This is a genomic window from Demequina zhanjiangensis (assembly GCF_030418315.1).
GTDB classification, from domain to species: Bacteria; Actinomycetota; Actinomycetes; order Actinomycetales; family Demequinaceae; genus Demequina; species Demequina zhanjiangensis.
Genome location: NZ_JAUHPV010000001.1, coordinates 149,284 through 173,869, shown reverse-complemented (window position 1 = coordinate 173,869; position 24,586 = coordinate 149,284). Strand labels below are relative to the sequence as shown.

39 protein-coding genes are annotated in these 24,586 nt (G+C 67.6%); 1 reads left to right on the top strand and 38 read right to left on the bottom strand.

Annotated features, from left to right (window positions below; all coding sequences use genetic code 11):
- Positions 1 to 45: 45 nt before the first annotated feature.
- The 32 genes from rpsK to rpsJ form a co-directional block, all read right to left on the bottom strand.
- Complete coding sequence (rpsK, locus tag QQX04_RS00855; RefSeq protein ID WP_084074136.1) at positions 46 to 435, bottom strand: 30S ribosomal protein S11; 390 nt, start codon at positions 433 to 435, stop codon at positions 46 to 48.
- Positions 436 to 438: 3 nt separating this feature from the next.
- Positions 439 to 807 (bottom strand): 30S ribosomal protein S13, encoded by a 369-nt coding sequence (gene rpsM, locus QQX04_RS00850; protein WP_301125248.1) that lies wholly within the window; start codon positions 805 to 807, stop codon positions 439 to 441.
- Positions 808 to 933: 126 nt separating this feature from the next.
- A complete protein-coding gene (gene rpmJ, locus QQX04_RS00845) occupies positions 934 to 1,047 on the bottom strand; it encodes a 50S ribosomal protein L36 (protein ID WP_062200775.1) in 114 nt (37 codons plus the stop codon).
- Positions 1,048 to 1,099: 52 nt separating this feature from the next.
- Positions 1,100 to 1,321: a translation initiation factor IF-1 gene (gene infA, locus QQX04_RS00840; RefSeq protein ID WP_061960952.1), complete on the bottom strand. Its 222-nt coding sequence runs from the start codon at positions 1,319 to 1,321 to the stop codon at positions 1,100 to 1,102.
- Between the two features lie 100 nt (positions 1,322 to 1,421).
- Positions 1,422 to 2,606, bottom strand: coding sequence for a hypothetical protein (locus QQX04_RS00835; RefSeq protein ID WP_301125244.1), 1,185 nt, complete (start codon positions 2,604 to 2,606; stop codon positions 1,422 to 1,424).
- A gap of 96 nt (positions 2,607 to 2,702) precedes the next feature.
- Positions 2,703 to 3,428, bottom strand: coding sequence for a hypothetical protein (locus tag QQX04_RS00830; RefSeq protein ID WP_301125243.1), 726 nt, complete (start codon positions 3,426 to 3,428; stop codon positions 2,703 to 2,705).
- Positions 3,429 to 3,534: 106 nt separating this feature from the next.
- Entirely contained in the window at positions 3,535 to 3,840 is a 306-nt protein-coding gene (locus QQX04_RS00825) for a hypothetical protein (protein ID WP_301125241.1), read from the bottom strand.
- Positions 3,841 to 3,900: 60 nt separating this feature from the next.
- Positions 3,901 to 4,419: a hypothetical protein gene (locus QQX04_RS00820; protein WP_301125239.1), complete on the bottom strand. Its 519-nt coding sequence runs from the start codon at positions 4,417 to 4,419 to the stop codon at positions 3,901 to 3,903.
- Between the two features lie 179 nt (positions 4,420 to 4,598).
- Positions 4,599 to 5,408 carry a type I methionyl aminopeptidase gene (gene map / locus QQX04_RS00815; protein WP_301125238.1) on the bottom strand — a complete coding sequence of 270 codons (810 nt, stop codon included), beginning with the start codon at positions 5,406 to 5,408 and terminating at the stop codon, positions 4,599 to 4,601.
- 21 nt (positions 5,409 to 5,429) lie between these two features.
- The gene (locus tag QQX04_RS00810; protein ID WP_301125237.1) at positions 5,430 to 5,996 is read right to left on the bottom strand and encodes an adenylate kinase; all 567 of its coding nucleotides are present in this window, start codon (positions 5,994 to 5,996) and stop codon (positions 5,430 to 5,432) included.
- Positions 5,996 to 7,291 (bottom strand): preprotein translocase subunit SecY, encoded by a 1,296-nt coding sequence (gene secY, locus QQX04_RS00805; protein ID WP_301125236.1) that lies wholly within the window; start codon positions 7,289 to 7,291, stop codon positions 5,996 to 5,998. Before secY ends, QQX04_RS00810 begins: the two co-directional genes overlap by 1 nt.
- 84 nt (positions 7,292 to 7,375) lie before the next feature.
- On the bottom strand, positions 7,376 to 8,083 hold the full coding sequence (gene rplO / locus QQX04_RS00800; RefSeq protein WP_301125234.1) for a 50S ribosomal protein L15: 708 nt from the start codon (positions 8,081 to 8,083) through the stop codon (positions 7,376 to 7,378).
- Positions 8,083 to 8,265: a 50S ribosomal protein L30 gene (rpmD, locus tag QQX04_RS00795; protein ID WP_062200766.1), complete on the bottom strand. Its 183-nt coding sequence runs from the start codon at positions 8,263 to 8,265 to the stop codon at positions 8,083 to 8,085. The genes rplO and rpmD overlap by 1 nt, the downstream gene beginning before the upstream one ends.
- On the bottom strand, positions 8,265 to 8,834 hold the full coding sequence (rpsE, locus tag QQX04_RS00790) for a 30S ribosomal protein S5 (RefSeq protein WP_062200765.1): 570 nt from the start codon (positions 8,832 to 8,834) through the stop codon (positions 8,265 to 8,267). The genes rpmD and rpsE overlap by 1 nt, the downstream gene beginning before the upstream one ends.
- Before the next feature lie 25 nt (positions 8,835 to 8,859).
- Positions 8,860 to 9,231, bottom strand: a complete 372-nt coding sequence (gene rplR, locus QQX04_RS00785; protein ID WP_301125231.1) for a 50S ribosomal protein L18 — start codon at positions 9,229 to 9,231, stop codon at positions 8,860 to 8,862.
- Between the two features lie 3 nt (positions 9,232 to 9,234).
- On the bottom strand, positions 9,235 to 9,771 hold the full coding sequence (gene rplF / locus QQX04_RS00780; protein WP_301125228.1) for a 50S ribosomal protein L6: 537 nt from the start codon (positions 9,769 to 9,771) through the stop codon (positions 9,235 to 9,237).
- Between the two features lie 21 nt (positions 9,772 to 9,792).
- Positions 9,793 to 10,191 carry a 30S ribosomal protein S8 gene (rpsH, locus tag QQX04_RS00775; protein WP_301125227.1) on the bottom strand — a complete coding sequence of 133 codons (399 nt, stop codon included), beginning with the start codon at positions 10,189 to 10,191 and terminating at the stop codon, positions 9,793 to 9,795.
- 57 nt (positions 10,192 to 10,248) lie between these two features.
- Positions 10,249 to 10,434 (bottom strand): type Z 30S ribosomal protein S14, encoded by a 186-nt coding sequence (locus QQX04_RS00770; RefSeq protein ID WP_062069937.1) that lies wholly within the window; start codon positions 10,432 to 10,434, stop codon positions 10,249 to 10,251.
- A 2-nt stretch (positions 10,435 to 10,436) separates the two neighbouring features.
- Complete coding sequence (rplE, locus tag QQX04_RS00765; protein ID WP_301125224.1) at positions 10,437 to 11,000, bottom strand: 50S ribosomal protein L5; 564 nt, start codon at positions 10,998 to 11,000, stop codon at positions 10,437 to 10,439.
- Positions 11,000 to 11,338: a 50S ribosomal protein L24 gene (gene rplX / locus QQX04_RS00760; RefSeq protein WP_301125222.1), complete on the bottom strand. Its 339-nt coding sequence runs from the start codon at positions 11,336 to 11,338 to the stop codon at positions 11,000 to 11,002. The genes rplE and rplX overlap by 1 nt, the downstream gene beginning before the upstream one ends.
- Positions 11,338 to 11,712: a 50S ribosomal protein L14 gene (gene rplN / locus QQX04_RS00755; RefSeq protein ID WP_084074151.1), complete on the bottom strand. Its 375-nt coding sequence runs from the start codon at positions 11,710 to 11,712 to the stop codon at positions 11,338 to 11,340. Before rplN ends, rplX begins: the two co-directional genes overlap by 1 nt.
- Before the next feature lie 61 nt (positions 11,713 to 11,773).
- On the bottom strand, positions 11,774 to 12,058 hold the full coding sequence (gene rpsQ, locus QQX04_RS00750; protein WP_301125219.1) for a 30S ribosomal protein S17: 285 nt from the start codon (positions 12,056 to 12,058) through the stop codon (positions 11,774 to 11,776).
- A gap of 15 nt (positions 12,059 to 12,073) precedes the next feature.
- Positions 12,074 to 12,313 (bottom strand): 50S ribosomal protein L29, encoded by a 240-nt coding sequence (gene rpmC, locus QQX04_RS00745; RefSeq protein ID WP_062200757.1) that lies wholly within the window; start codon positions 12,311 to 12,313, stop codon positions 12,074 to 12,076.
- The gene (gene rplP / locus QQX04_RS00740; RefSeq protein ID WP_301125216.1) at positions 12,313 to 12,732 is read right to left on the bottom strand and encodes a 50S ribosomal protein L16; all 420 of its coding nucleotides are present in this window, start codon (positions 12,730 to 12,732) and stop codon (positions 12,313 to 12,315) included. The genes rpmC and rplP overlap by 1 nt, the downstream gene beginning before the upstream one ends.
- A gap of 2 nt (positions 12,733 to 12,734) precedes the next feature.
- Positions 12,735 to 13,538: a 30S ribosomal protein S3 gene (gene rpsC / locus QQX04_RS00735; protein ID WP_301125214.1), complete on the bottom strand. Its 804-nt coding sequence runs from the start codon at positions 13,536 to 13,538 to the stop codon at positions 12,735 to 12,737.
- A gap of 4 nt (positions 13,539 to 13,542) precedes the next feature.
- Entirely contained in the window at positions 13,543 to 13,911 is a 369-nt protein-coding gene (gene rplV, locus QQX04_RS00730) for a 50S ribosomal protein L22 (protein ID WP_301125212.1), read from the bottom strand.
- Between the two features lie 30 nt (positions 13,912 to 13,941).
- On the bottom strand, positions 13,942 to 14,220 hold the full coding sequence (rpsS, locus tag QQX04_RS00725) for a 30S ribosomal protein S19 (protein WP_084074157.1): 279 nt from the start codon (positions 14,218 to 14,220) through the stop codon (positions 13,942 to 13,944).
- 14 nt (positions 14,221 to 14,234) lie between these two features.
- Positions 14,235 to 15,074: a 50S ribosomal protein L2 gene (rplB, locus tag QQX04_RS00720; protein WP_301125209.1), complete on the bottom strand. Its 840-nt coding sequence runs from the start codon at positions 15,072 to 15,074 to the stop codon at positions 14,235 to 14,237.
- A gap of 19 nt (positions 15,075 to 15,093) precedes the next feature.
- Positions 15,094 to 15,399 (bottom strand): 50S ribosomal protein L23, encoded by a 306-nt coding sequence (rplW, locus tag QQX04_RS00715; protein WP_301125207.1) that lies wholly within the window; start codon positions 15,397 to 15,399, stop codon positions 15,094 to 15,096.
- Between the two features lie 2 nt (positions 15,400 to 15,401).
- Entirely contained in the window at positions 15,402 to 16,088 is a 687-nt protein-coding gene (rplD, locus tag QQX04_RS00710; protein WP_301125205.1) for a 50S ribosomal protein L4, read from the bottom strand.
- A 5-nt stretch (positions 16,089 to 16,093) separates the two neighbouring features.
- The gene (gene rplC, locus QQX04_RS00705; protein WP_301125203.1) at positions 16,094 to 16,756 is read right to left on the bottom strand and encodes a 50S ribosomal protein L3; all 663 of its coding nucleotides are present in this window, start codon (positions 16,754 to 16,756) and stop codon (positions 16,094 to 16,096) included.
- Positions 16,757 to 16,781: 25 nt separating this feature from the next.
- The gene (gene rpsJ / locus QQX04_RS00700) at positions 16,782 to 17,090 is read right to left on the bottom strand and encodes a 30S ribosomal protein S10 (protein WP_062200749.1); all 309 of its coding nucleotides are present in this window, start codon (positions 17,088 to 17,090) and stop codon (positions 16,782 to 16,784) included.
- A gap of 290 nt (positions 17,091 to 17,380) precedes the next feature.
- Here rpsJ and QQX04_RS00695 point away from each other — a divergent pair, with 290 nt between their 5' ends.
- The gene (locus tag QQX04_RS00695) at positions 17,381 to 17,938 is read left to right on the top strand and encodes a hypothetical protein (protein WP_301125198.1); all 558 of its coding nucleotides are present in this window, start codon (positions 17,381 to 17,383) and stop codon (positions 17,936 to 17,938) included.
- Positions 17,939 to 17,947: 9 nt separating this feature from the next.
- Here QQX04_RS00695 and QQX04_RS00690 read toward each other — a convergent pair whose 3' ends face one another.
- The 6 genes from QQX04_RS00690 to cofD form a co-directional block, all read right to left on the bottom strand.
- Positions 17,948 to 18,895 carry a hypothetical protein gene (locus QQX04_RS00690; protein WP_301125196.1) on the bottom strand — a complete coding sequence of 316 codons (948 nt, stop codon included), beginning with the start codon at positions 18,893 to 18,895 and terminating at the stop codon, positions 17,948 to 17,950.
- 142 nt (positions 18,896 to 19,037) lie between these two features.
- A complete protein-coding gene (gene tuf / locus QQX04_RS00685; RefSeq protein ID WP_301125194.1) occupies positions 19,038 to 20,228 on the bottom strand; it encodes an elongation factor Tu in 1,191 nt (396 codons plus the stop codon).
- Between the two features lie 121 nt (positions 20,229 to 20,349).
- On the bottom strand, positions 20,350 to 22,464 hold the full coding sequence (gene fusA / locus QQX04_RS00680) for an elongation factor G (protein WP_301125192.1): 2,115 nt from the start codon (positions 22,462 to 22,464) through the stop codon (positions 20,350 to 20,352).
- A gap of 42 nt (positions 22,465 to 22,506) precedes the next feature.
- A complete protein-coding gene (gene rpsG / locus QQX04_RS00675; protein WP_301125190.1) occupies positions 22,507 to 22,977 on the bottom strand; it encodes a 30S ribosomal protein S7 in 471 nt (156 codons plus the stop codon).
- Positions 22,977 to 23,351: a 30S ribosomal protein S12 gene (gene rpsL / locus QQX04_RS00670; RefSeq protein ID WP_301125188.1), complete on the bottom strand. Its 375-nt coding sequence runs from the start codon at positions 23,349 to 23,351 to the stop codon at positions 22,977 to 22,979. Before rpsL ends, rpsG begins: the two co-directional genes overlap by 1 nt.
- A 221-nt stretch (positions 23,352 to 23,572) precedes the next feature.
- Complete coding sequence (gene cofD, locus QQX04_RS00665; RefSeq protein ID WP_301125186.1) at positions 23,573 to 24,535, bottom strand: 2-phospho-L-lactate transferase; 963 nt, start codon at positions 24,533 to 24,535, stop codon at positions 23,573 to 23,575.
- Between the last annotated feature and the right edge of the window lie 51 nt (positions 24,536 to 24,586).

Here is a 24,586-nt window from a genome sequence, read left to right as displayed (position 1 = left end):
GCGGCGACCGTCGCCGGGGCTGTGAGGCCCCGGCGACCGGTGCTGCTAGCCGCGGCGGCGCTTCGGGGGGCGGCAGCCGTTGTGCGCCTGCGGGGTGACGTCCTTGATGGAGGTCACCTCGAGGCCGGCGGCCGTCAGCGAGCGGACGGCCGTGTCACGACCGGAGCCCGGGCCCTTGACGAAGACGTCCACCTTGCTCATGCCTGCGTCCTGCGCACGGCGGGCAGCGGCCTCGGCGGCCATCTGCGCGGCGTAGGGCGTCGACTTGCGGGAGCCCTTGAAGCCGACCTGACCGGACGACGACCACGACACGACGGCGCCCGAGGGGTCCGTGATCGAGATGATCGTGTTGTTGAAGGTCGACTTGATGTGCGCCTGACCGTGCGCGACGGTCTTCTTGATCTTCTTGCGCGGCTTACGCGTGGGAGCTGCCATGGCTTACTTCTTCTTTCCGGCGACGGTCTTCTTGCGGCCCTTGCGGGTACGCGCGTTGGTCTTGGTGCGCTGTCCGCGGACAGGCATGCCGCGGCGGTGACGCAGACCCTGGTAGTTACCGATCTCCACCTTGCGGCGGATGTCGGCCTGCACCTCGCGGCGAAGGTCGCCCTCGACGGTGAAGTTGGCCTCGATGTAGTCACGGATCGCGACGAGGGCGGCCTCGTCTGCGTCCTTGACGCGGATGTCTCCGCTCACACCGGTGGCTGCGAGGATCTCGAGCGCACGGGTGCGCCCGACTCCGTAGATATAGGTGAGTGCGATCTCCATGCGCTTCTCGCGCGGGAGGTCGACACCGACAATGCGTGCCATGTAGCTGCTACTCCATCAGTAGTCGGAGGTCTGACGCTCAGATCCCGCTGATTGTCTGTGCGGGCCTCGGCCTCCGAGCCGAGGGTGCCGGTCTCCCGGTCCTGAACGAGGATTTCTTCTGTGTGTCTAGCCCTGACGCTGCTTGTGGCGCAGGTTCTCGCAGATGACCATCACGCGGCCACCCCGTCGAATGACCTTGCACTTGTCGCAGATCGGCTTGACGCTGGGCTTAACCTTCATGGTTCTTTCCTTCGCTGTCGGTCCCGGTCCCTACCAGGGCCGGCAGCGACGTTCACTTGTAGCGGTAGACGATCCGGCCTCGGGACAGGTCATACGGGCTCAGCTCCACCACCACACGGTCCTCGGGAAGGATTCGGATGTAGTGCTGGCGCATCTTGCCTGAGATGTGGGCGAGGACGAGGTGGCCGTTGGTCAGCTCCACACGGAACGACGCGTTCGGCAATGCCTCGACCACGGTGCCTTCGACCTCGATGACGCCGTCTTTCTTAGCCATGGACTCCGCTAACTTTGGTGGACATGAAATTTCGGGCACACAAAAATGGCCCGACGGACGAGTATAGTCCCTCTGCGCGCGTGCGACAAGCCCGCTGGTGTCAGCGGAAGTCGTTGCGCAGACGCTGCACCGCGAGGTCCGCGACGCGCGGATCGCGGTGGTCCGCCAGATAGCGCACCGTGGAGGCGGGAATGCGCGGGTTGCGCAGGAGCGAGGTCAGCACCTCTGAGGAGTGATCGCGGCTCAGGAAGACGACCACCGTCGCCGGGAGATCCGGGCGCGCCGCCACCGCGGCACGCACTGCCGCGCGTCGGTGGGTGGCGAGCCCCATCAGCTCCTGCCCCGCCACCGCGGGATCGGCTGCGCGCGCAAGATCGTCGCGCGAGTCAGGGTTCGGCGTCAGCGCCGACGGCTCCGCCGGCTGCGGCCTCACCGGAGCCTGCATGGTGCGGGGACGGATGATCTCTCCGCCCGAGATCAGCACGGGCTCCTCGAGCACCACGATCGAGTCGTCCACCTCGGGGGCCTCGACGGATGCCGGTGGGGCAGCGCCTGCCCCGGTGACGATCGGCTCGTCAGGCTCGAGGTCCGGCGCGCCCGCGTCAGGCTCGTCCCGCAGTTCGGGGTCGACGCCCAGCGGGGTCCTCGACATGGGGGGCGCGGACGCGCTCGCGGTGCTGGCGAAGGCCTCGAAGTCCCCCGCAGGCGCGGACACCCGCGCGGCGCCCGCGAGAGGCTGTGAAGCGGGTCGCGTCGGCTGCGGCGCCTCGGTTGCGGACGGCGCGGCTGCGGGCTCCTCGACGACTGGCGGTGCCGACGCGACCGCGGGCTCCTCGAGGATTCGCTGAGCCGATGCCTCGACGGGCTCGCCCGCGAGCACGGCGCCCTCCTGTGGGGAGGAAGCCATGAGCGCCGGCGTGTCGACCTGGGAGGCGGACGGAGCGGCTGGAGTCGCCTGTGGCTCGGACTCGAGCTGCAGAGCGTCGACCCCCTCCTGTCCAGCGGTGTCGACCTCGATCGGAGACACGGATCGCACGGGCGCGGGAGGCTCGGACGCGACCTCGACTCGAGGGAGCGACGACGTGATCGGTGTTCCAGCGTTCAGGATGGCCGCAGCGGCCTCCGCGCTGACCACCGGCACCGGCGTGGAACCCGTCGTCCCGCCGATATGCGTCACGCGTGCGGCGCGCACCGCCGCCGTATCCAGCAGCGCTGCTCCGCGCTCCTCGCCGGGCTCGATTCCCGCGCGTGCGAAACCCCTGAACGGTTGCCGTTCCTGTGCCATGTCACGCCCCTCCGCAAGCTTCACGTGCTCGGGCCACTCGTATTCCCGCTCAATCTAGTGAGCATCGGGCCGGTTGGCGACGCTTTGTGAAGAATGCTACATCTGGCGCGCGGTGTCCGACCTTGCGAGCGCCTCGGCGCTCGGCATGAAGGTGGGCGCCGCATGCTCTCCCGGCCGCACCTTCTCCAAGGCAGCGTCGGCGGCTCCCTCAGGCACCGGCGGACGCGACGGGACGACCGGCCGCGGTGCGTACGCGCGAGCACTCCGTGTGGGCGCGGGGCTCGCCTCGGCGCTCGGTGGGCGCCATCGATCCCGCAGCTCGGGCGGGATCAGGTCCTCAAGGTCGCGCTCGGGACCGTGAGGCCGATCGGCGCCACGTGAGGCCCGTTCCTCGAGCGCACGCCGCGCGGTGCGCCGCACCTCACCGCGCCGATGCGACGCGAGTGCGCGGACCACGGCCTCGTCCACGGCGGAGTTACGGGCCAGCGTGCGCAGCACCTCCTGGTCTCGGTCCCGCGCCAGTTCGGTGGCGATCGCCGGCGCGATGCGGGGATGAGCGGCCACCGCGCGCCTGACCGATCGGTCGTCGTCGAAGGCGAGGGTGGCGAGGAGGCCTGTCGGGCAGTCGGGTCGCAAGGCGATCGTCTCGCGGATGCGGGCGTCGCGATGTGCGGCGAACTCCAGCAGCCGTGGGCGGGAGAGATCAGCCGCCCCAGCCTCCAGCCACTCATGGCTCGGCCCTGTCACACGGTCGTCATGGTCGAGTGCGACGCCGCTGCTCGCCATGAGCGCGCGCGACCACGACCTCTCGTCCTGCGCCACCGTCGCTCCCCTCAGCGCGCCGTCCACGAGGACGGGCGCGAGAAGGACGCTAGCGGGCGTAGTTGACGATCAGCTGGCTGACGGGTGACGAGCCGGTGAGACTACGTCAGTCCGCGGCGCCGAGGCGGCTGCGCGCCGCGGTGCGGACCGATCCCTTGCGGCTGTCCGCGAGCATCTGGAGCACCGTGGGGCTCGCCGACTGGTTCTGCACCAGCGCCTGAAGCACGTCGGAGTCCTTGTCCTGCGCGAGCACGAGCATGGTCGCCATCGGGCAGTCAGGGCGGCCGGCCACGGCGGCGCGCACCGCGTCGTCCTTGTGCATGGCGAGCGCGACCAGGTCGGCGGGGACGGTGCTCGGGTCCTGCGCGCGAGCGAGGTCCTCAGCCTTGGAGCGGGAGAAGGAGAATGCCATTTCCTCGTGGTTCCTTGTCATTGCGGCGTCCACGGAGAGGGCGCCGCGCGTGTGCGTGTGTCAGCCGTTCGAGGTGAACGGCAGGGGGACGTTCTCCGAGACCTCGTCGCGCTCGGCGCGGGCCGGAAGACTGGTGAGATGCGACGGCGCGGGTTCGGCCTCCGCAGGATCGGCGGGGGCGGGAGGCACCTCCGCCTGCTGCTCGAGCGTGGCGAGCGCTGCATCCCGCACCTCGCTGCGCTTGTGCAGCGCGAGCTGCTCGAGCACGCCTTGCGGTGCGCATCCGTTCCGCGCGACCGCGAGCACCACGTCCCGCTGGCGGTCGCCGGACAGGTGCTCGAGGATCGTGGAGGACACGTGAGTGTTGGAGGCGAGCGCAGCCCTGACATCGGTCGTGGAGTCATGCGCGAGCGTGACCGACATGGCGAGCGTCAGATCATCGCGCTGGGCGACGATCTCACGGACGACTGCGTTCTTGGAGCCGCTCAGCTCAAGGATCACCTCACGGGCGAGGCCAGGCTCAGCAGCGCGAGCCGCGTCCTCGCTCGCGCCAGGTGCGTAGTTGAAGCCTCGAGCCATCACCCCTCCCTCCGTGCCATCGCACGCCACGCCCCGCCTGCTGGAGGGGAGGCTACGGCGCGTCGAAGCCCACCGTACGGGTCGTGTCACCATCCCGCAAGAGTCGACCGTCCTCCTGTGAGAAGTCCCCCAGGCGGTCGCCATGCGCCCTGTGCCAGCGAGAACCCTGATGCTCCGCCTCACGGCCGGACAGGCGTCACGCCGTACGGCGCAAGCTCCGAGGCGCCACCGTCGGTGGCCGTGAGCACCCAGATGCCGTCCTCGTGCACCGCGATCGAATGCTCCCAGTGCGCCGCTCGGCTGCCGTCGGCAGAGACCACGGTCCAGTCGTCGGCGAGCACGTCGGAGTCAGCGGTGCCGATCACGAACATCGGCTCGATCGCCACGCACAGCCCCGGGCGCACCTTCGCCAGACGGCCACGGGCGCGGTAGTTCAGCACCTCGGGCGACTGGTGCATGGCCGTGCCGATCCCGTGGCCCACGTAGCCTTCGATCGGGTGGACGCCGGCCTCGATCGCGACGTCCTCGATGGCCGCGGCTACCTCGTCGAGCCTCTTTGCTCTGGCAAGGGCAGCGATGCCAGCCCACAGCGCGCGCCTGGTTGCCTCGATCAGCGCGGAGTCCGCCTCGCTCTGCGCGGCTCCGACGGTGAAGCTGACGGCGGAGTCGCCGTGCCACCCGTCGATGATCGCTCCGCAGTCGATGGACACCACGTCGCCGTCCGCGAGCACACGCTCACCGGGGATGCCATGCACGACCTCATCGTTCACGGACACGCAGCTCGACGCCGGGAAGCCGTGGTACCCCAGGAAGTTCGAGGTCGCTCCCCCGTCAGCGATGGCCCGGGCGGCAGCGGCATCGATGTCGGCGGTCGTGGCTCCGGCCACCGCCGCCGCGCGCCCGGCCGCGAGAGCCGACTCGACGACGAGCCCCGCGCGCGCCATGGTGCGCATCTGCTCACGCGTCTTGTACTCGATGCGCTCCGCCATGCCTGGTGCTTCCCGCTCGGGTCAGCGGGTCTCGACGGCAGCGACCAGACGGTCGGTGACCTCGGAGACCTCGCCGATGCCGTCGACCTGGACGAGCAGGCCCCGGCCCGCGTAGAACGCGGTGAGGGGTGCGGTCGACGTCGCGTAGACCTCGAGACGCTTGCGGATCACGGGCTCGGTGTCGTCGGCGCGACCCTCGATCTCCGCGCGCTTGAGCAGGCGCTCGATCACGAGCTCGCTGTCCGCGGTGATCTCGATGGCGGCATCCAGCTCCACGCCGAGGTCGGACAGCATCGTGTCGAGCTCGACCGCCTGGTCCGGGTTGCGGGGGTAGCCGTCGAGGAGGAAGCCGTTCGTCACGTCGTCCTGCGAGAGACGGTCGCGCACCATCGCATTGGTGATCTCGTCGGGCACGAGCGCGCCCGCGTGCATGAACTCCTGCGCCTTGCGTCCGAGCTCGGTGGCTCCCTTGACGTTCGCACGGAAGATGTCACCCGTGGAGATCGCGGGGATCCCCCACTGCTCGGCCAGGCGGGCCGCCTGGGTGCCCTTGCCTGCTCCGGGAGGACCGAGAAGCACTGCACGCATCACTTGAGGAACCCTTCGTAGTGTCGCTGCTCGAGCTGGGACTCGATGCGCTTGACGGTGTCGAGTCCGACGCCGACGAGGATCAGCACCGAGGTACCGCCCAGCGGGATGCTCTGGCTGAGGCCGAGCACCGCGAACATGACCGTCGGCACGAGCGCCACGACCGCCAGGTACAGCGAGCCGGCTGCGGTGATGCGCGACAGCACGTAGTCGAGGAAGTCAGCGGTGGGCTTGCCCGGGCGGATGCCGGGGATGAAGCCGCCGTACTTCTTCATGTTGTCCGCGACCTCCTCCGGGTTGAAGGTGATCGCCGTGTAGAAGTACGCGAAGAACACGATCAGGAGGATGTACAGGCCGATGTGGATCGGCGAGGTCGCGTCGGCGACGTTGTCGCGCAGCCACACGGCCCAGTCGGCGGGGTTGTCCCCCGAGAACTGGAGGATCACCGACGGCAGCGACAGGAGCGATGCCGCGAAGATGACGGGGATGACTCCCGCCATGTTGATCTTCAGCGGGATGTAGGTGGAGGAGCCGCCGAGCGTGCGTCGTCCGACGACGCGCTTGGCGTACTGCACCGGGATGCGGCGCTGCGACTGCTCGACGAACACGACACCGGCGATGACCGCGAGCGTCACGAGCGAGAAGGCGAACAGCGTGCCCCAGCCCGCGGCGTAGACCACGCCGAACACGGCCGGGAAGCCCGCCGCGATCGAGGTGAAGATCATGAGCGACATGCCGTTGCCGACGCCGCGCTCGGTGATCCGCTCGCCGAGCCACATGATGAGGACGGTTCCCGCGGTCATGGTGAGGATCATGACGGCGATGCGCGACCACGAGTCGTCGGGGACGATCTCGAAGGTGCAGCCGGGGAAGAACTGGCCGGTGCGCGCGAGCGTCACGTAGGACGCCGACTGCAGCACCGCGAAGCCGATGGTGATGTAGCGCGTGTACTGCGTCAGCTTCGCCTGACCGTCCGCACCTTCGCGGTACAGGGTCTCGAAGCGGGGGATCAGCACGCGCAGCAGCTGCACGATGATCGACGCGGTGATGTAGGGCATGATGCCCAGCGCGAAGATCGAGAGGTTCTGGAGCGCGCCACCCGTGAAGAGGTTCAGGATGGCGAACGCGCCCTCGGTGCCGCCTGTGACGTTGATGCACTGCTGCACCGCGCCGTAGTCGACTCCAGGCGTCGGGATGGCGACACCGAGTCGGTAGATGGCGATGATGCCGAGGGTGAAGAGCAGCTTCTTCCGCAGGTCTGGAGTGCGGAATGCGCTCATGAAGCCGGACAGCATATGTCCTCCGTTGGTGCCGTCAGATGCAAGGGGTCAGGGCACGGCGCGGGCCCGCTCACTGTTGGAGCGGGCCCGACACCGATGTCAGCCCTGGGCGACCGAGCCGCCAGCGGCCTCGATCTTAGCCTTTGCAGACTCAGAGACCTTGTCCGCGTCGACCAGCGTCACCTTGACGGCGATGTCGCCGTCGCCCAGCACCTTGACGGGCTGGTTCTTGCGAACGGCGCCCTTGGCCACGAGGTCAGCCTTGCTGATCTCGCCGCCCTTGGGGAACAGCTCGGCGATCTGCGACACGTTCACGACCTGGTACTGGATCTTGAACGGGCTCTTGAAGCCACGCAGCTTCGGGATACGCATGTGCAGGGGGGTCTGGCCACCCTCGAAGCGCTCCGGAACCTGGTAGCGGGCACCCGTGCCCTTGGTACCGCGGCCTGCGGTCTTACCCTTGGACGCCTCACCACGACCCACGCGGGTCTTCTTGGTGTGGGCACCCTCGGCGGGACGCAGGTGGTGCATCTTCAGCGTCGCGACCTTCTCGACGGTCTCCTCCGCCTTGGCGGTCTTGGCCTTCGAGGCAGCGGGCTTCTTGGCAGCAGCCTTGGGGGCCTCAGCCTTGTCAGCAGCCGGCTTCTTGGCAGCAGCCTTGGGGGCCTCAGCCTTGTCAGCGGCAGCCTTCTTGGCAGGAGCCTTCTTGGCGGCGGCCTTGGGAGCCTCAGCCTTGTCGGCAGCGGCCTTCTTGGCGGCAGGCTTCTTGGCGGGAGCCTTCTTGGGCTCCGACGTCTCGTCAGCCATCACTCAACCTCCTCGACGGAGACCAGGTGGTCCACCGCCTTGACCATCCCGCGGATCTCGGGACGGTCCTCCTTCACGACGATGTCGCCGATGCGCTTGAGACCCAGCGAACGCATGGTCTCACGGTGCTGCGGCTTGGTACCGATCGTGGACTTCTTCTGAACGACCTTCAGGCGTGCCATCAGTGAGCCACCCCCGCTGCCTGCGCGCGGAGCATCGCGGCCGGAGCCACGTCCTCCACGGACTTGCCGCGGCGAGCTGCGACGGCCTCGGGGCGCTCGAGGCGCTTGAGGGCGTCGACCGTCGCGTGGACGATGTTGATGGCGTTCGACGAACCGAGCGACTTGCTCAGCACGTCGTGGATGCCCGCGCACTCGAGGACGGCGCGCACCGGACCACCGGCGATCACACCGGTACCCGGCGAGGCGGGACGCAGGAACACGACGCCAGCGGCGGCCTCACCCTGCACGGCGTGCGGGATGGTGCCCTGGATGCGCGGCACGCGGAAGAAGTTGCGCTTGGCCTCCTCGACACCCTTCGAGATGGCGGCAGGCACCTCCTTCGCCTTGCCGTAGCCGATGCCGACGTTGCCCTCGCCATCGCCCACCACCACGAGAGCGGTGAAGCTGAAGCGACGGCCGCCCTTGACGACCTTGGACACGCGGTTGATCGTGACGACGCGCTCGAGGAACTTGTTGTCCGGCTCGCTGTCGCGGCGGTTGCTGCGACGGCCGTTGTTGTTCTCAGCCATATCTCTTTCCTAACCGGTCCGGGCCCTAGAGGGCCAGGCCGCCCTCTCGGGCTCCGTCGGCGACCGCGGCGACACGGCCGTGGTACTTGTTGCCACCACGGTCGAACACGACGGCCTCGATGCCAGCGGCCTTCGCACGCTCGGCGACGAGCTCGCCGACCTTGGTCGCCTTCGCGGTCTTGTCGCCGTCCAGGGTGCGGACGTCGGACTCGAGCGTGGAGGCGGACACCAGGGTCTTGCCGGCGGTGTCGTCGACGATCTGCGCGACCATGTGACGGGTCGAGCGGGTCACGACGAGACGCGGACGTGCCGTGGTGCCCGAGATCTTCTTGCGCAGGCGGAAGTGACGACGCTTGCGAGCGATCGCCTTGCCCTTGCCCTTGACAGTGATACCCATGGCTTACTTACCCGTCTTTCCGGCCTTGCGACGGACCTGCTCACCCGCGTAGCGCACACCCTTGCCCTTGTAAGGCTCGGGCTTGCGGATCTTGCGGATGTTCGCGGCGACCTCGCCGACCTGCTGCTTGCTGATGCCCGCGACCGAGAACTTGGTCGGGGACTCCACGGCGAACGTGATGCCCTCGGGCGGGTTCACGACGACGGGGTGCGAGAAGCCGAGCGCGAACTCGAGGTCCTTGCCCTTGAGCGCGACGCGGTAACCCGTGCCGACGATCTCGAGCTTCTTCTCGTAGCCCTCGGTGACGCCCTGCACCATGTTGGCGATGAGCGTGCGGGTGAGGCCGTGCAGCGACTTCGAGACACGCTCGTCGTCGGGGCGCGAGACCTCGATGCCGTCCGCGCCCTGCGCGACGGTGATGGGGGCAGCGACGGTCAGGTCAAGGGTGCCCTTGGGGCCCTTCACCGTGACGTCGGCGCCGTCGATGGTGACGTCCACTCCGGCGGGAACCGGAACGGGGTACTTGCCGATACGCGACATAGTTCTTCGGTCTCCTTCCGGTTACCAGACGTAGGCGACGACCTCGCCGCCGACGCCCTTCTTCTCAGCCTCGCGGTCAGTCAGGAGACCGGAGGAGGTGGACAGGATCGCGACGCCGAGCCCGCCGAGAACCTTCGGCAGGTTGGTGGACTTCGCGTACACGCGGAGTCCCGGCTTCGAGATGCGGCGCACGCCGGCGAGCGCACGCTCGCGGCTGTTGCCGTACTTCAGGGTGAGGGTCAGGGTCTTGCCGACCTCGGCGTCCTCGACGCTCGAGCCAGCGATGTATCCCTCGGCCTCGAGGATCTTGGCGATGTTCGCCTTGAGCTTCGAGTGCGGCATCGACACGGTGTCGTGGTACGCCGCGTTCGCATTGCGCAGACGCGTCAGCATGTCTGCGATGGGGTCAGTCATCGTCATGAGTGAGTCACTCTTCCTCGCCGTGGTTTCCGGTTCCCCGGACCTGCGACGTAGTAGTTACCAGCTGCTCTTGGTGATACCCGGCAGCTCACCCGCGTGCGCCATCTCACGGAAGCACACGCGGCACAGGCCGAACTTGCGGTACACGGAGTGCGGACGGCCGCACTTCTGGCACCGGGTGTAGGCGCGGACGGCGAACTTCTGCTTGCCGGCCGCCTTGTTCTTCAGCGCGGTCTTCGCCATGCTTACTTCTCCTTGAACGGGAAGCCCAGCTGCTTCAGCAGCGAGCGGCCCTCGGCGTCGGTCGACGCGGTGGTCACCACAGTGATGTCCATTCCGCGCACGCGGTCGATCTTGTCCTGGTCGATCTCGTGGAACATCGACTGCTCCGTGAGACCGAAGGTGTAGTTCCCGGTGCCGTCGAACTGCTTGGGGCTCAGGCCACGGAAGTCGCGGATGCGGGGCAGCGCGATGGACAGCAGGCGGTCGAGGAACTCCCACATGCGGTCGCCGCGCAGCGTGACGTGCGCACCGATCGGCTGGCCCTCACGCAGCTTGAACTGCGCGATGGACTTGCGGGCCTTGGTGACCTGCGGCTTCTGACCGGTGATCGCGGTGAGGTCGGCGATGGCGCCCTCGATGAGCTTCGAGTCCTTGGCGGCGTCGCCCACACCCATGTTGACCACGATCTTGGTCAGGCCGGGGACCTGGTTGATGTTCTCGTAGCCGAACTCCTCGCGGAGGGCGGCGATGATGTCACCGCGGTACTTCTCCTTGAGACGCGGCAGCGTGACGGTCTCGGCGGCCATCAGACGTCCTTCCCCGAGCGCTTGGCGACGCGCACACGCACGTTGCGCTTGCGGCCGTCACGCTCGACCTCTTCGGTGCGGTAGCCGACGCGGGTGCCCTGCTTGGTCTCCGGGTCCACGAGCATCACGTTCGAGATGTGGATCGGAGCCTCGACGGTCACGAGACCGCCCTGCTGGTTGTCGCGGCGGGTGCCCGGCTTGATGTGCTTGGTGACACGCTGGACGCCCTCGACGATGACACGGTCGGTCTCGGTGTTGACCTCGAGCACGCGGCCCTGCTGGCCACGGTCGCGCCCGGCGATGACGACGACGAGGTCGCCCTTCTTGATCTTCGCCATCAGATGACCTCCGGTGCCAGCGAGATGATCTTCATGAACTTCTTGTCGCGCAGCTCGCGACCCACGGGGCCGAAGATGCGGGTGCCGCGCGGGTCGGTGCTGTCGCTGCCCTTGAGGATCACAGCAGCGTTCTCATCGAACTTGATGTACGAGCCGTCGGGCCGGCGGCGCTCCTTGGTGGTGCGCACGACGACCGCCTTGACGACGTCGCCCTTCTTGACGTTGCCGCCAGGGATCGCGTCCTTGACGGTGGCGACGATCACGTCGCCGATGCCGGCGTAGCGACGCTGGGAGCCACCGAGCACGCGGATGCAGAGGACTTCCTTCGCACCCGTGTTGTCGGCGACGCGCAGTCGCGACTCCTGCTGAATCATGTCTGTCTCCTGTCGTCTGGTTCTCGCGGCGGATCAGGCCACGAGCCTGGTCGAACGTTAGTTACTTGGCCTTCTCGACGATCTCGACCAGGCGCCACCGCTTGGAAGCGGAAAGCGGACGGGTCTCCATCACGACGACGAGGTCGCCGATACCGGCGGTGTTGGCCTCGTCGTGGGCCTTGATCTTGCTGCTACGACGCATCACCTTGCCGTAGAGGGGGTGCTTGACGCGATCCTCCACCTCGACGGTGATCGTCTTGTCCATCTTGTCGGACACCACGTAGCCACGGCGCGTCTTGCGGTACGGGCGGTGGGTCTCGGTGGCAGTCGTGTGCTTGGTCGACATTCTCTTACCTTCGCCTTACTGCTTCGCCGTGGGGGCGGTGCGGATACCGAGCTCGCGCTCGCGCAGGATGGTGTAGATGCGGGCGATGTCGCGCTTCACGGCCTTGAGACGGCCGTGGTTCTCCAGCTGGCCGGTGGCCGACTGGAAACGCAGGTTGAAGAGCTCGGCCTTGGCCTTCTTGAGCTCCTCCACGAGGCGCTCGTCCTCCATGGCGTCCAGCTCGGCGGGCAGGAGGCCCTTGGTACCGATAGCCATCAGATGTCACCACCCTCACGGGAAACGAAACGGGTCTTCATCGGCAGCTTGTGCTGCGCACGACGCATGGCCTCACGGGCCAGCTCCTCCGGAACACCGGCGAGCTCGAACATCACACGACCGGGCTTCACGTTGGCGACCCACCACTCGGGCGAGCCCTTACCGGAGCCCATGCGGACCTCGGCAGGCTTCTTGGTCAGCGGACGGTCCGGGTAGATGTTGATCCACACCTTTCCGCCACGCTTGATGTGACGCGTCATCGCGATACGGGCCGCCTCGATCTGGCGGTTGGTGACGTAGGCGGGCTCGAGGGCCTGGATGCCGAAGTCACCGAACGACACCTCGGTGCCGCCCGTCGACGCACCCGAACGCTTCGGGTGGTGCTGCTTGCGGTACTTGACTCGACGGGGAATAAGCATGGTCAGCTCTCCTTACCGGCGTCGGCCGCGGGGGCCTCGGCGGCGGGTGCGTCGGCCTTCGGGGCGTCCGAGCGAGGAGCCGAGTCGCGGCGCGGGCCGCGGCCACCGCGGTCACCACGACCACGCTGGGGACGAGGGGCCTTCGCCTGCTCGGCGGCCCACTCCTTCTCGGTCATGTCGCCCTTGTAGATCCACACCTTCACGCCGATCTGGCCGAACGTGGTGCGGGCCTCGAAGAAGCCGTAGTCGATGTTGGCGCGAAGGGTGTGCAGCGGCACACGACCCTCGCGGTAGAACTCCGAGCGCGACATCTCGGCGCCACCGAGGCGGCCCGAGCACTGCACGCGGACACCCTTGGCGCCGGCGCGCAGCGCCGACTGGATGCCCTTGCGCATGGCGCGACGGAACGAGACGCGGGACGCGAGCTGCTCGGCGATGCCCTGGGCGACGAGCTGGGCGTCGACCTCGGCGTTCTTGACCTCGAGGATGTTGAGCTGGACCTGCTTGCCGGTCAGCTTCTCGAGGTTGGCGCGCAGCTTGTCGGCCTCCGCACCGCGGCGGCCGATGACGATGCCCGGACGCGCGGTGTGCAGGTCCACGCGGACGCGGCCACCGGTGCGCTCGATCTCGACCTTCGACACGCCTGCGCGCTCGAGGCCCTGCGACATGAGCTTGCGGATCTTGACGTCCTCAGCCACGTAGTCGCGGTAGCGCTCGCCCGGCTTCGTCGAGTCGGCGAACCAGCGCGACCGGTGGTCGGTGGTGATGCCCAGGCGGTAGCCGTGGGGGTTGACCTTCTGGCCCATAGGGTTACACCCCTTCCTTGACGGCGACCGGGGTCGCGACGGTGACGGTGATGTGGCACGAGCGCTTCAGGATCTGGTTGGCCCGACCCTGGGCGCGCGGCTGGATGCGCTTCATGGTCGGACCCTCGTCCACCATGATCTGCGTGATCACGAGCTCGGTCTCATCGAAGCGCTCGCCGGCCTGCTCGGCCTTGACGCGTGCGTTCGCGATCGCGGACTCGATGAGCTTGCGCACGTCGACGGCGACCGCCTGCGGCTGGAACTTCAGCGAGGCAGCTGCCTCGACGGCGTTCTGACCACGGACGAGGTTCACGACGCGGCGAGCCTTCTGGGCGGTCACGCGGAGGTACCGCGTCTGCGCCTTGGCTTCCATCTCTAACTCCTCTTACCTTGCTCAGGCGCCTTAGCGGCGGCCCTTGCGGTCGTCCTTGACGTGGCCCTTGAACGTGCGCGTGGGAGCGAACTCGCCCAACTTGTGGCCGACCATCGACTCGGTGACGAACACCGGGACGTGCTTGCGGCCGTCGTGCACGGCAAAGGTGTGACCCAGGAAGTCCGGCGTGATGACGCTACGGCGCGACCAGGTCTTGATGACGTTCTTGGTGCCCGCCTCGTTCTGCGAGTCCACCTTCTTCTGAAGGTGGTCGTCGACGAAGGGGCCCTTCTTCAAACTGCGAGGCATGTCTCAGGTGCTCCTTAACGCTTGTTCTTGCCAGTCTTACGGCGACGAACAATGAGCTTGTCGCTTTCCTTGTTTGCCTTGCGGGTGCGGCCCTCGGGCTTGCCCCACGGCGAGACCGGGTGGCGACCACCCGAGGTCTTGCCCTCACCACCACCGTGCGGGTGGTCAACCGGGTTCATGACGACACCGCGGACGGTCGGGCGCTTGCCCTTCCAGCGCATGCGGCCGGCCTTGCCCCAGTTGATGTTGGACTGCTCGGCGTTGCCCACCTCGCCGATCGTCGCGCGGCAGCGCGCGTCGACGTTGCGGATCTCGCCGGACGGCATACGCAGCTGGGCGTAGGGGCCGTCCTTCGCGACGAGCTGCACCGAGGCGCCAGCCGAACGGGCGATCTTCGCGCCGCCACCGGGCTTGAGCTCGATGGCGTGGATGACCGTACCGGTCGGGATGTTGCGCAGCGGCAGGTTGTTGCCCGGCTTGATGTCGGCGGTGGCGCCGGCCTCGATCGGGTCGCCCTGCTGCAGCTTGTTCGGCGCGATGATGTAGCGCTTCTCGCCGTCCGCGTAGTGCAGGAGCGCGATGCGCGCGGTGCGGTTGGGGTCGTACTCGATGTGCGCGACGGTCGCGGGCACGCCGTCCTTGTCGTGACGACGGAAGTCGATCACACGGTAGGCGCGCTTGTGGCCACCACCCTGGTGACGGGTGGTGATGCGACCGGTGTTGTTGCGGCCACCCTTCTTGTGAAGGGGGCGGACGAGCGACTTCTCGGGCTCCGAACGGGTCACCTCGACGAAGTCGGCGACGGACGAGCCTCGGCGGCCCGGAGTCGTCGGCTTGTACTTGCGAATAGCCATAGGTCCTGTCCTTGCCTTACTAGCCGACCCGGCCGCTGAAGATGTCGAGCGCCTCGCCGCCACCGACGGTGACGATCGCGCGCTTGACGTCCTTGCGCTTGCCGAGGCCGAAGCGCGTGCGACGCGCCTTGCCCTTGCGGTTGATGGTGTTCACCGAGGTCACCTTGACGCCGAAGATCTGCTCGACGGCGATCTTGATCTCCGTCTTGTTGGCGGTCGGCGCGACCTCGAACGTGTACTTGCCCTCGTCCATCAGGCCGTAGCTCTTCTCCGACACGATGGGTCGGATGAGGATGTCACGGGGGTCCTTGTTCAGCGCAGTCATGGTCACTTCTCCTCCGCCTCGGACTCGGTCGCGACAGCCTTGGCAGACTTGCCCGTGGCGGGACCGGCGAGGAACGCCTCGAGAGCACCCGAGGTGAACACCGTGTCGTCGTTGACGAGCACGTCGTACGTGTTGAGCTGGTCGACCGCGATCACGTGGACGTCGACCGCGTTGCGCAGCGACTTCCAGGCGAGCTCGTCGGAGCGCTCGAGGACCACGAGGGCCGAGCGTCCCGCCGTCGCGGCGTTGATGACCGACAGGGCGGCCTTCGTCGAGGGGGCGTCACCCGAGACGATGGAGGCGAGCACGTGCACGCGACCGGCGCGGGCGCGGTCGGACAGTGCACCGCGGAGCGCGGCGACCTTCATCTTCTTGGGGGTGCGCTGCGAGTAGTCGCGCGGCTGCGGGCCGTGGACGGTGCCACCGCCGGCGAACTGCGGCGCGCGGGTCGAACCCTGGCGGGCGCGGCCGGTGCCCTTCTGCTTGTAGGGCTTGCGGCCACCACCGCGGACCTCGCCGCGGGTCTTGGTGGCGTGCGTGCCCTGGCGGGCCGCGGCGCGCTGGGCGACGACGACCTGGTGGATCAGCGGGACGTTGGTGACGGCGTCGAAGATCTCGGCGGGAAGCTCGGCGGTGCCGGACTTCTTGCCCTTCGCGTCGACCACGTCGACAGTCAGCGTGTCAGCCATGAGGTTCACGCACCCTTCGCGGCGGTGCGGATGAGCACCACGCCGCCCTTGTTGCCGGGCACTGCTCCCTTGAGGAGCACGAGGCCCTTCTCGGCGTCGACCGAGTGGATGGTCAGGTTCTGCACGGTCTTGCGAGCGTTGCCCATACGGCCGGCCATCTTGATGCCGCGGAAGACGCGGGCCGGGTACGAGGCGCCACCGATGGAGCCGGGCTTGCGGTGGTTGCGGTGCGCACCGTGGGAGGCGCCGACGCCCTTGAAGCCGTGGCGCTTCATGACACCAGCGGTGCCCTTGCCCTTGGTGGTGCCGGTGACGTCCACCTTCTGGCCGGCCTCGAACACCTCGACGGTGAGCTCCTGGCCGAGCTCGAACTCGGAGGCGTTGCCGGTGCGGACCTCGGCGACGTGGCGGCGAGGGGTCACGCCTGCCTTCTCGAAGTGGCCCTTCAGCGGGTCGGTCACGCGGCGCGGGTCGACGGTGCCGAACGCGAGCTGGACGGCCTCGTAGCCGTCGGCGTCAGCGGTTCGCACCTGGGTCACGACGTTGGTGTCAGCCTGGACGACGGTGACGGGCACGATACGGCCCTCGTCGTCCCACACCTGCGTCATGCCCAGCTTCGTACCAAGCAGCGCAGTGACATTGCGCTGGGCATTGGAAGTCGTAGTCATGATGGTGAAAGTCCTTAAAGAAGCTTTAGAGCTTGATCTCGATGTTCACGACCGCGGGCAGGTCGAGACGCATGAGCGAGTCGACGGCCTTGGGCGTGGGGTCCACGATGTCGATGAGGCGCTTGTGGGTGCGCATCTCGAAGTGCTCGCGGGAGTCCTTGTACTTGTGGGGCGAACGGATCACACAGAACACGTTCTTCTCGGTGGGCAGCGGGACGGGTCCCACTACCGACGCACCAGCGCGCGTGACCGTCTCGACGATCTTGCGGGCCGACGAGTCGATGACCTCGTGGTCATAGCTCTTCAGCCGGATGCGGATCTTCTGTCCCGCCATGGCGTGGTCTGCCTTTTCTCTCGTACAACTGTGGTCTCTCCCCCGACCCCCGCGCTCGGGCGTGTCGCCCATTCAGGACGCACGTCCGACCGGCCGATTTCTCGGATAGTCGTGGGAAGCGTGTGGCTGCCCGCAATGGGCAACCTGAATAGTGTGCCAGATCAACGGGTCTCTCGCAACACGGAGCCCGCCGCCGGCGAACGCCCTCCAGGGTATCGTGGACATGCATCCTGCGCACATCCGGACGCCTCCCCCGGCCTCCGAGGACGAGCACCCCCGAGGAGGCGACGATGACGCACCGCACTGCGGCCGTCGACAGTGGCGAGCACAGACCGTTCGACACGGCACGGGCCTGGTTGAGGCCGGCCCTCTTCGCCCTGGTAGTCGCCGCATCAGTGTCCGCGATCGCCCTGGTGCAACCAGTGCTTGCGCTCGTGCTGCTGACGCTTGTCGGCCTCCTGGTCGCGCGCCTTCACGGGTCCGGCCTCGAGCCGTGGCGACCGCATCCCGTCGACAGGTTCCCGAACACCGTGTCCGACGCCCGCCTGCGCCGCTTCGCGGCGGATCTGCGATGGCGGTGGGAGCACGGGATGGTCGTGGGCGGCCTTGGACGCTACGCCGACGACGGAGAGTATGTGGGCCCGGTGCTCACAGCCGTCTCCCAGCATGGCGATGCCATCGTCGCGCATGCGACGCTCACGCCAGGCACGCAGCTGCATGAGGTGGATGCGCGAACGGATCGGCTCGCTGCCGGCCTTGAAGCCGCGGAGGCAAGCGTGCTCGGTGGCGAGCAAGGCACCGTCGCACTGCTGGTCCGAGAACGCCAGACCGGCGAAGGCTGGACCTGACACCTGCTCTCAGGAGCGGCCTCGGGCATCCCACCATCGTTGAAGGGCGGCCCGGTCCACCGTGCCGTCGGAGGGGAAGGCATCGGCCAGCCCGACAGCCTCGAGCACCCGCTCCGCGGACCTCTGCTGCTCTGGCGAGATGCGGTCCATCCATGCCCGCGGGTCGCCACCGGCGTGCGCGTTCGAGCTCTTGGCGTGGGTCATCCTGGACGGCTTCTCCAGGTCGGTGAGCTCGTCGGCCGAGAAGCCCAGCCTCTCGGCTCCGGCAGCCAGCTCCGAGCGGTCCTCAAGCGCCACGTCGTACGACACGAGCGCCGTGCGATCGCCACCGTACGTCCGCACCGCCGTCAGGTTCTCGACAGCCCACCGGGTCACGAGCGCGGTATCGGCGTCGGCCAGCGCGAGCGAACGGAGCGGAAGGTCGCCCAGGAGGTCGTCCACCAGCTCTGGCTGAGCCATCATGTAGTGCAGACGGTCCGGCGACCAGCCGAGCACGCTCTGGCTGCTGAGCGTCGCAAGCGGGTGCCTGATGACGTGCACGAGGCGCACCTCAGGATGCCTCTTCGCGACCCAACCAGCCCACATCGGGAGGCGGATCTCCTTGATGAGACGGCCCCGGTAGCGGGTGAAGGGATTGAGCGAGGCCTCCTGATCCGCCCATGGGTGCCGGTAGCGCCCCGTCAGCACGGCCTCCACGGCCTCCTGGGACGGCAGTCGCGGGGCGTCCACAGGGACGTACCGCCCGGGCCTCAGATCGCTGAAGCGTGCGTCAAGATCGGGGCGGAACGGCTCGAACACCGGGCGGAGGCGCCCGGCGCGCGCGTACGCCTCCAGCAGCCACGTGGTGCCGGACCGGCCGCTGCCGCTGAGCAGCGCGGCATGGGCCATGTCGCGGTGGGGGTCCCAGACCGCGACGGAGCGCGCCAAACGTTCGGCGCGGGTGAGGACTGCGGGCACGCGACCACCGTAACAGCACCGGGCTACCGGTTCGCTGGGCTTTGCCTGGGAGTCTTCTGGCAATCACGGCCCGCACACGACGAAGGCCCCCGGCAGATGCCGGGGGCCTTCGTGTGAAGCGTAGGAACTACGCGACCATCAGTTACTTGATGATCTTGGTGACGGTGCCTGAACCGACGGTGCGGCCACCCTCGCGGATCGCGAAGCCCTGGCCCTCCTCGAGGGCGATGGGCTGGATCAGCTCGACGGTCATGTCGGTGGTGTCACCGGGCATCACCATCTCGGTGCCCTCGGGCAGCGAGATGACGCCGGTCACGTCCGTCGTGCGGATGTAGAACTGCGGGCGGTAGTTCGTGTAGAAGGGGTTGTGGCGGCCACCCTCGTCCTTGTTGAGGATGTAGCAACGGCCCTCGAAGTTGGTGTGCGGCGTCGTGGTGCCGGGGGTGACCACAACCTGGCCACGCTCGACGTCCTCGCGCTTGGTACCACGGAGCAGCAGACCGCAGTTCTCGCCGGCCCACGCCTCGTCCATCGACTTGTGGAACATCTCGATGCCGGTGACGGTGGTCTTCTGCGGCTCACGGATACCGAGGATCTCGACCTCGGAGTTGATCTTGAGCTTGCCGCGCTCGACCTTACCGGTGACGACGGTGCCACGACCGGTGATCGTGAAGACGTCCTCGATCGGCATCAGGAACGCCTTGTCCATGTCGCGGACGGGCTCCGGGACGTTCTCGTCCACGGCCTCCATGAGGTCCTGAACCGACTTGACCCACTTCTCGTCGCCCTCGAGCGCCTTGAGCGCCGAGACCTGGATGACGGGAGCGTTGTCGCCGTCGAAGCCCTGCGAGGACAGGAGGTCACGGACCTCGACCTCGACGAGCTCGAGGATCTCCTCGTCGTCGACCATGTCGGACTTGTTCAGCGCGACGAGCAGGTAGGGAACGCCGACCTGCTTGGCGAGCAGCACGTGCTCACGCGTCTGGGCCATCGGACCGTCGGTCGCGGCGACCACGAGGATCGCGCCGTCCATCTGGGCGGCACCGGTGATCATGTTCTTGATGTAGTCCGCGTGACCCGGGGCGTCGACGTGCGCGTAGTGGCGCTTCGCGGTCTCGTACTCGATGTGCGCGATGTTGATCGTGATACCGCGCTCGCGCTCCTCAGGAGCCTTGTCGATGTCCTCGAACGGGGTGAACGGGTTCAGGTCCGGGTACTGGTCGTGCAGGACCTTGGAGATCGCAGCGGTCAGCGTGGTCTTGCCGTGGTCGACGTGACCGATCGTACCGATGTTCACGTGCGGCTTGGACCGCTCGAACTTGGCCTTAGCCATGAGGTGTTCCTCCTGATTGATGAGACTCGGGTAAAGATGCTAGTCCGTTCGATGGCCTGACGCCATCGGGGGCTTCATCCCTACTGGTCGCTATTCTTCCTGATTTTTCCGACCGGTGGGACTACTCGCCCCGGGTCTTGGCGATGATCTCGTCGGCCACAGCCTTCGGGACCTCGGCGTAGCTGTCGAAGGTCATCGAGTACACCGCACGACCCGACGTCTTGGAACGCAGGTCGCCGACGTAGCCGAACATCTCGGACAGCGGCACAAGCGCGTCGATGACCTTGACGCCCTGGGCGTCAGACATCTGGCGGATCTGACCGCGACGCGAGTTCACGTCACCGATGACGTCGCCCATGTACTCCTCGGGAGTACGGACCTCGACGGCCATCATCGGCTCGAGCAGCACGGGCTTCGCCTGACGCGCGGCCTCCTTGAAGGCCATCGAGCCGGCGATCTTGAACGCCATCTCCGAGGAGTCGACGTCGTGGTAGGCACCGTCGAGAAGCGTCGCCTTGACGCCCACGACCGGGTAGCCGGCCTGGATGCCCAGCTCCATGGCGGACTGCATACCGGCGTCGACCGACGGGATGTACTCACGCGGGATGCGGCCACCGGTGACGGCGTTCACGAACTCGTACTGGACCTCGGCGTCGGCCTCGAGCGGCTCGAGCGAGATCTGCACCTTCGCGAACTGACCGGAGCCACCGGTCTGCTTCTTGTGCGTGTAGTCGTACTTCTCGACCGTCTTGCGGATGGTCTCGCGGTACGCGACCTGCGGCTTGCCGACGTTGGCGTCGACCTTGAACTCGCGCTTCATGCGGTCCACGAGGATGTCGAGGTGCAGCTCGCCCATACCGCCGATGACGGTCTGGCCGGTCTCCTCGTCCAGGCGCACGCGGAAGGTCGGGTCCTCCTCGGCGAGCTTCTGGATCGCGATCGACAGCTTCTCCTGGTCGCCCTTGGTCTTGGGCTCGATGGCCACGTCGATGACCGGGTCCGGGAACGTCATCGACTCGAGCACGACGGGGTGGTCCGGGTTCGACAGGGTGTCACCGGTGGTGGTGTCCTTCAGACCGATCACGGCGTAGATGTGACCCGCCTGGATCGTGTCGACCGGGTTCTCCTTGTTGGCGTGCATCTGGAAGAGCTTTCCGATGCGCTCCTTCTTGCCCTTGGTCGAGTTGATGACCTGGGCGCCCGTCTCGAGGTGACCGGAGTACACGCGGACGTAGGTGAGGCGACCGAAGAACGGGTGCGCGACGACCTTGAAGGCGAGCGCGGCGAAGGGCTCGTTCGCGTCGGCGTGACGCTCGATCTCCTTCTCCTCGTCCTTGGCGTCGTGACCCTTGATCGCGGGCACGTCGACCGGCGCGGGGAGGTAGTCGATGACGGCGTCGAGCATCGGCTGCACGCCGCGGTTCTTGAACGCCGAGCCGCACAGGACCGGGTAGACCTCGGAGGCGATCGTCATCTTGCGGATGCCGGCCTTGATCTCGGCCAGGGTCAGCTCCTCGCCGCCGAGGTACTTCTCGAGCAGCTCGTCGTCGGCCTCGGCCACGGTCTCGAGGAGGGCCGCACGGTACTCCTCGGCCTTGTCCTTGAGGTCCGCGGGGATCTCGACCGTCTCGTAGGTCGCGCCCATGGTCACGTCGCCCTTGGCGTCGCCGGGCCAGACCTTGGCGTTCATCTCGACCAGGTCGACGATGCCGACGAAGTCGTTCTCGGCGCCGATGGGCAGCTGGATGACCAGCGGCTTGGCACCGAGGCGCTTGATGATCGTGTCGACCGTGAAGTAGAAGTCGGCGCCCAGCTTGTCCATCTTGTTGACGAAGCAGATGCGGGGAACGTCGTACTTGTCGGCCTGACGCCACACGGTCTCGGACTGGGGCTCCACGCCCTCCTTGCCGTCGAACACGGCGACCGCGCCGTCGAGCACTCGCAGCGAACGCTCCACCTCGACCGTGAAGTCCACGTGGCCGGGGGTGTCGATGATGTTGATCTGGTTCTTGTCCCAGAAACAGGTCACCGCGGCGGAGGTGATGGTGATGCCGCGCTCCTGCTCCTGCTCCATCCAGTCGGTCGTCGACGCACCGTCGTGGGTCTCACCGATCTTGTAGTTCACACCCGTGTAGAACAGGATGCGCTCGGTGGTGGTGGTCTTGCCAGCATCGATGTGAGCCATGATGCCGATGTTGCGGACCTTCTTGAGGTCCGTGAGCACGTCCTGTGCCACGAGTGGTTCTCCTTGGGGATTCCGTAGAGGGGTGAGCGACTGCTACCAGCGGTAGTGCGCGAAGGCCTTGTTGGACTCGGCCATCTTGTGCATGTCCTCGCGGCGCTTGACCGCGGCACCGAGACCGTTGGAGGCGTCGAGGATCTCGTTCATGAGGCGCTCGGTCATGGTGTGCTCGCGACGCTGACGCGCGAAGTCGACCAGCCAGCGCAGCGCGAGGGTGGTCGCACGCACGGGGCGCACGTCGACCGGCACCTGGTAGGTGGCGCCACCGACGCGGCGGGAGCGGACCTCGAGCGCCGGGCGGATGTTGTCGAGCGCACGCTTGAGCACGACGACCGGGTCCTGACCGGACTTCTCACGGACACCCTCGAGGGCGCCGTAGACGATCGCCTCGGCGACGGACTTCTTGCCGTCCAGCAGGACCTTGTTGATCAGCTGGGTGACGACGGTCGCGCCGTAGACGGGGTCGTTGATGATGGGGCGCTTGGGCGCCGGTCCCTTGCGAGGCACTACTTCTTCTCCTTCTTCGCGCCGTAACGGCTGCGGGCCTGCTGACGGCCCTTGACACCCTGGGTGTCGAGCGAGCCACGGACGATGCGGTAGCGGACACCGGGGAGGTCCTTCACACGACCACCGCGGACGAGCACGATCGAGTGCTCCTGGAGGTTGTGGCCCTCACCGGGGATGTAGGCCGTGACCTCGATGCCGGACGACAGGCGGACACGCGCCACCTTGCGCAGCGCCGAGTTCGGCTTCTTGGGGGTCGTCGTGTACACGCGGGTGCACACGCCACGACGCTGGGGGCTCGACTTGAGAGCCGGGGTCTTGGTCTTGGACGCCTTGGGGTGGCGGCCCTTCCTGACCAGCTGCTGAATCGTAGGCACTACATCTCCGAACTTCGGTGAATCGATTGTCAAACTCTGCGGGCGGCGTCCGACCCCCGCGCCCGGGCGTGTCGAACCTGGTTGGGTTGCGCCCGGAAGGGCGCGCGTGAGGGCCCGATGACGCGGGCACGAACGTCAACTGTACCTGCAGGCGTGGCCGTCGTCAAAGTGGGGCAGGACGACTCCTGGGCACGGCTACCGCAGGCTGCTCGCCCTCGATGCTACCCTCGACGGCTCGCGAGCGCGAGCGCATCCCGTGCCAGCGCACGCGCAGCCTCGGGCTCCGTCATCCAGAGGGGCACGGCGCGTGACGCGATCCCTGCGGACTCGAGCTCGGGCACCTCGGCGGCGTCGACGTCGTCCACGAGCCAACCGTCCAGCACACCGCCTGCGGAGCGTGCGCCGTAGCGCAGCCCCACTGCGGCAGCATCGGTCGCGGTGCCGACCGCGGTGAGGCAGGCGTCGGCCATCCCTCGCACCACCGAGCCGCCGATGATGGGCGACACCCCGACGACCGGGGCGCGCGTGGCCGCGAGCGCCTGACGGATTCCCTCCACGGCCAGGATCGGTCCGATCGACACGATCGGGTTCGACGGCGCGAGGAGCACGGCGTCCGCCGACTCGATCGCCTCCACGACGCCGGGCGCGGGCGTCGCCGAGCCTGCCCCGCGCATCTCGAACCCGCGCGCAGGCAGCTGCGCACGATGCCTCGTCCACCACTCCTGGAAGTGCATCGAGCCCTCGTCGGTGAGGACGTGGGTCTCCACCTCGTCGTCCGTCATAGGCAGCAGCTCGACCCCCAGATCCCATCGCGCGGTGAGACGTGACACCGCGCCGGACAGCGGGACGCCGTCGCGCAGCAGCGACGTGCGAGCGATGTGCATCCCCAGGTCGAGGTCGCCGAGCGTGAACCACGGCCAGCCGATGCCCCACTCATGAAGCTCGGCGGAGACCCGCTCGGTCTCCCCGACGCGACCCCAGCCGCGCTGCTCGTCGTTGACGCCAGCGAGGGTGTAGGTGACCGAGTCGAGGTCCGGGCAGATCCGCAGCCCGGCCATCCACATGTCGTCGGCGGTGTTCACGACGACGCGGATGCGCGCGTCCTCGTCCACGAGCGCGTCGCGGAGGGCACGGGTGAACCGCGCGCCGCCGACGCCTCCTGACAGGACGACGATCTCCCTCACACGCACCTCCATGACGCCGGTCCGGCACCCGCTGCCGGATCTCTAGACTGA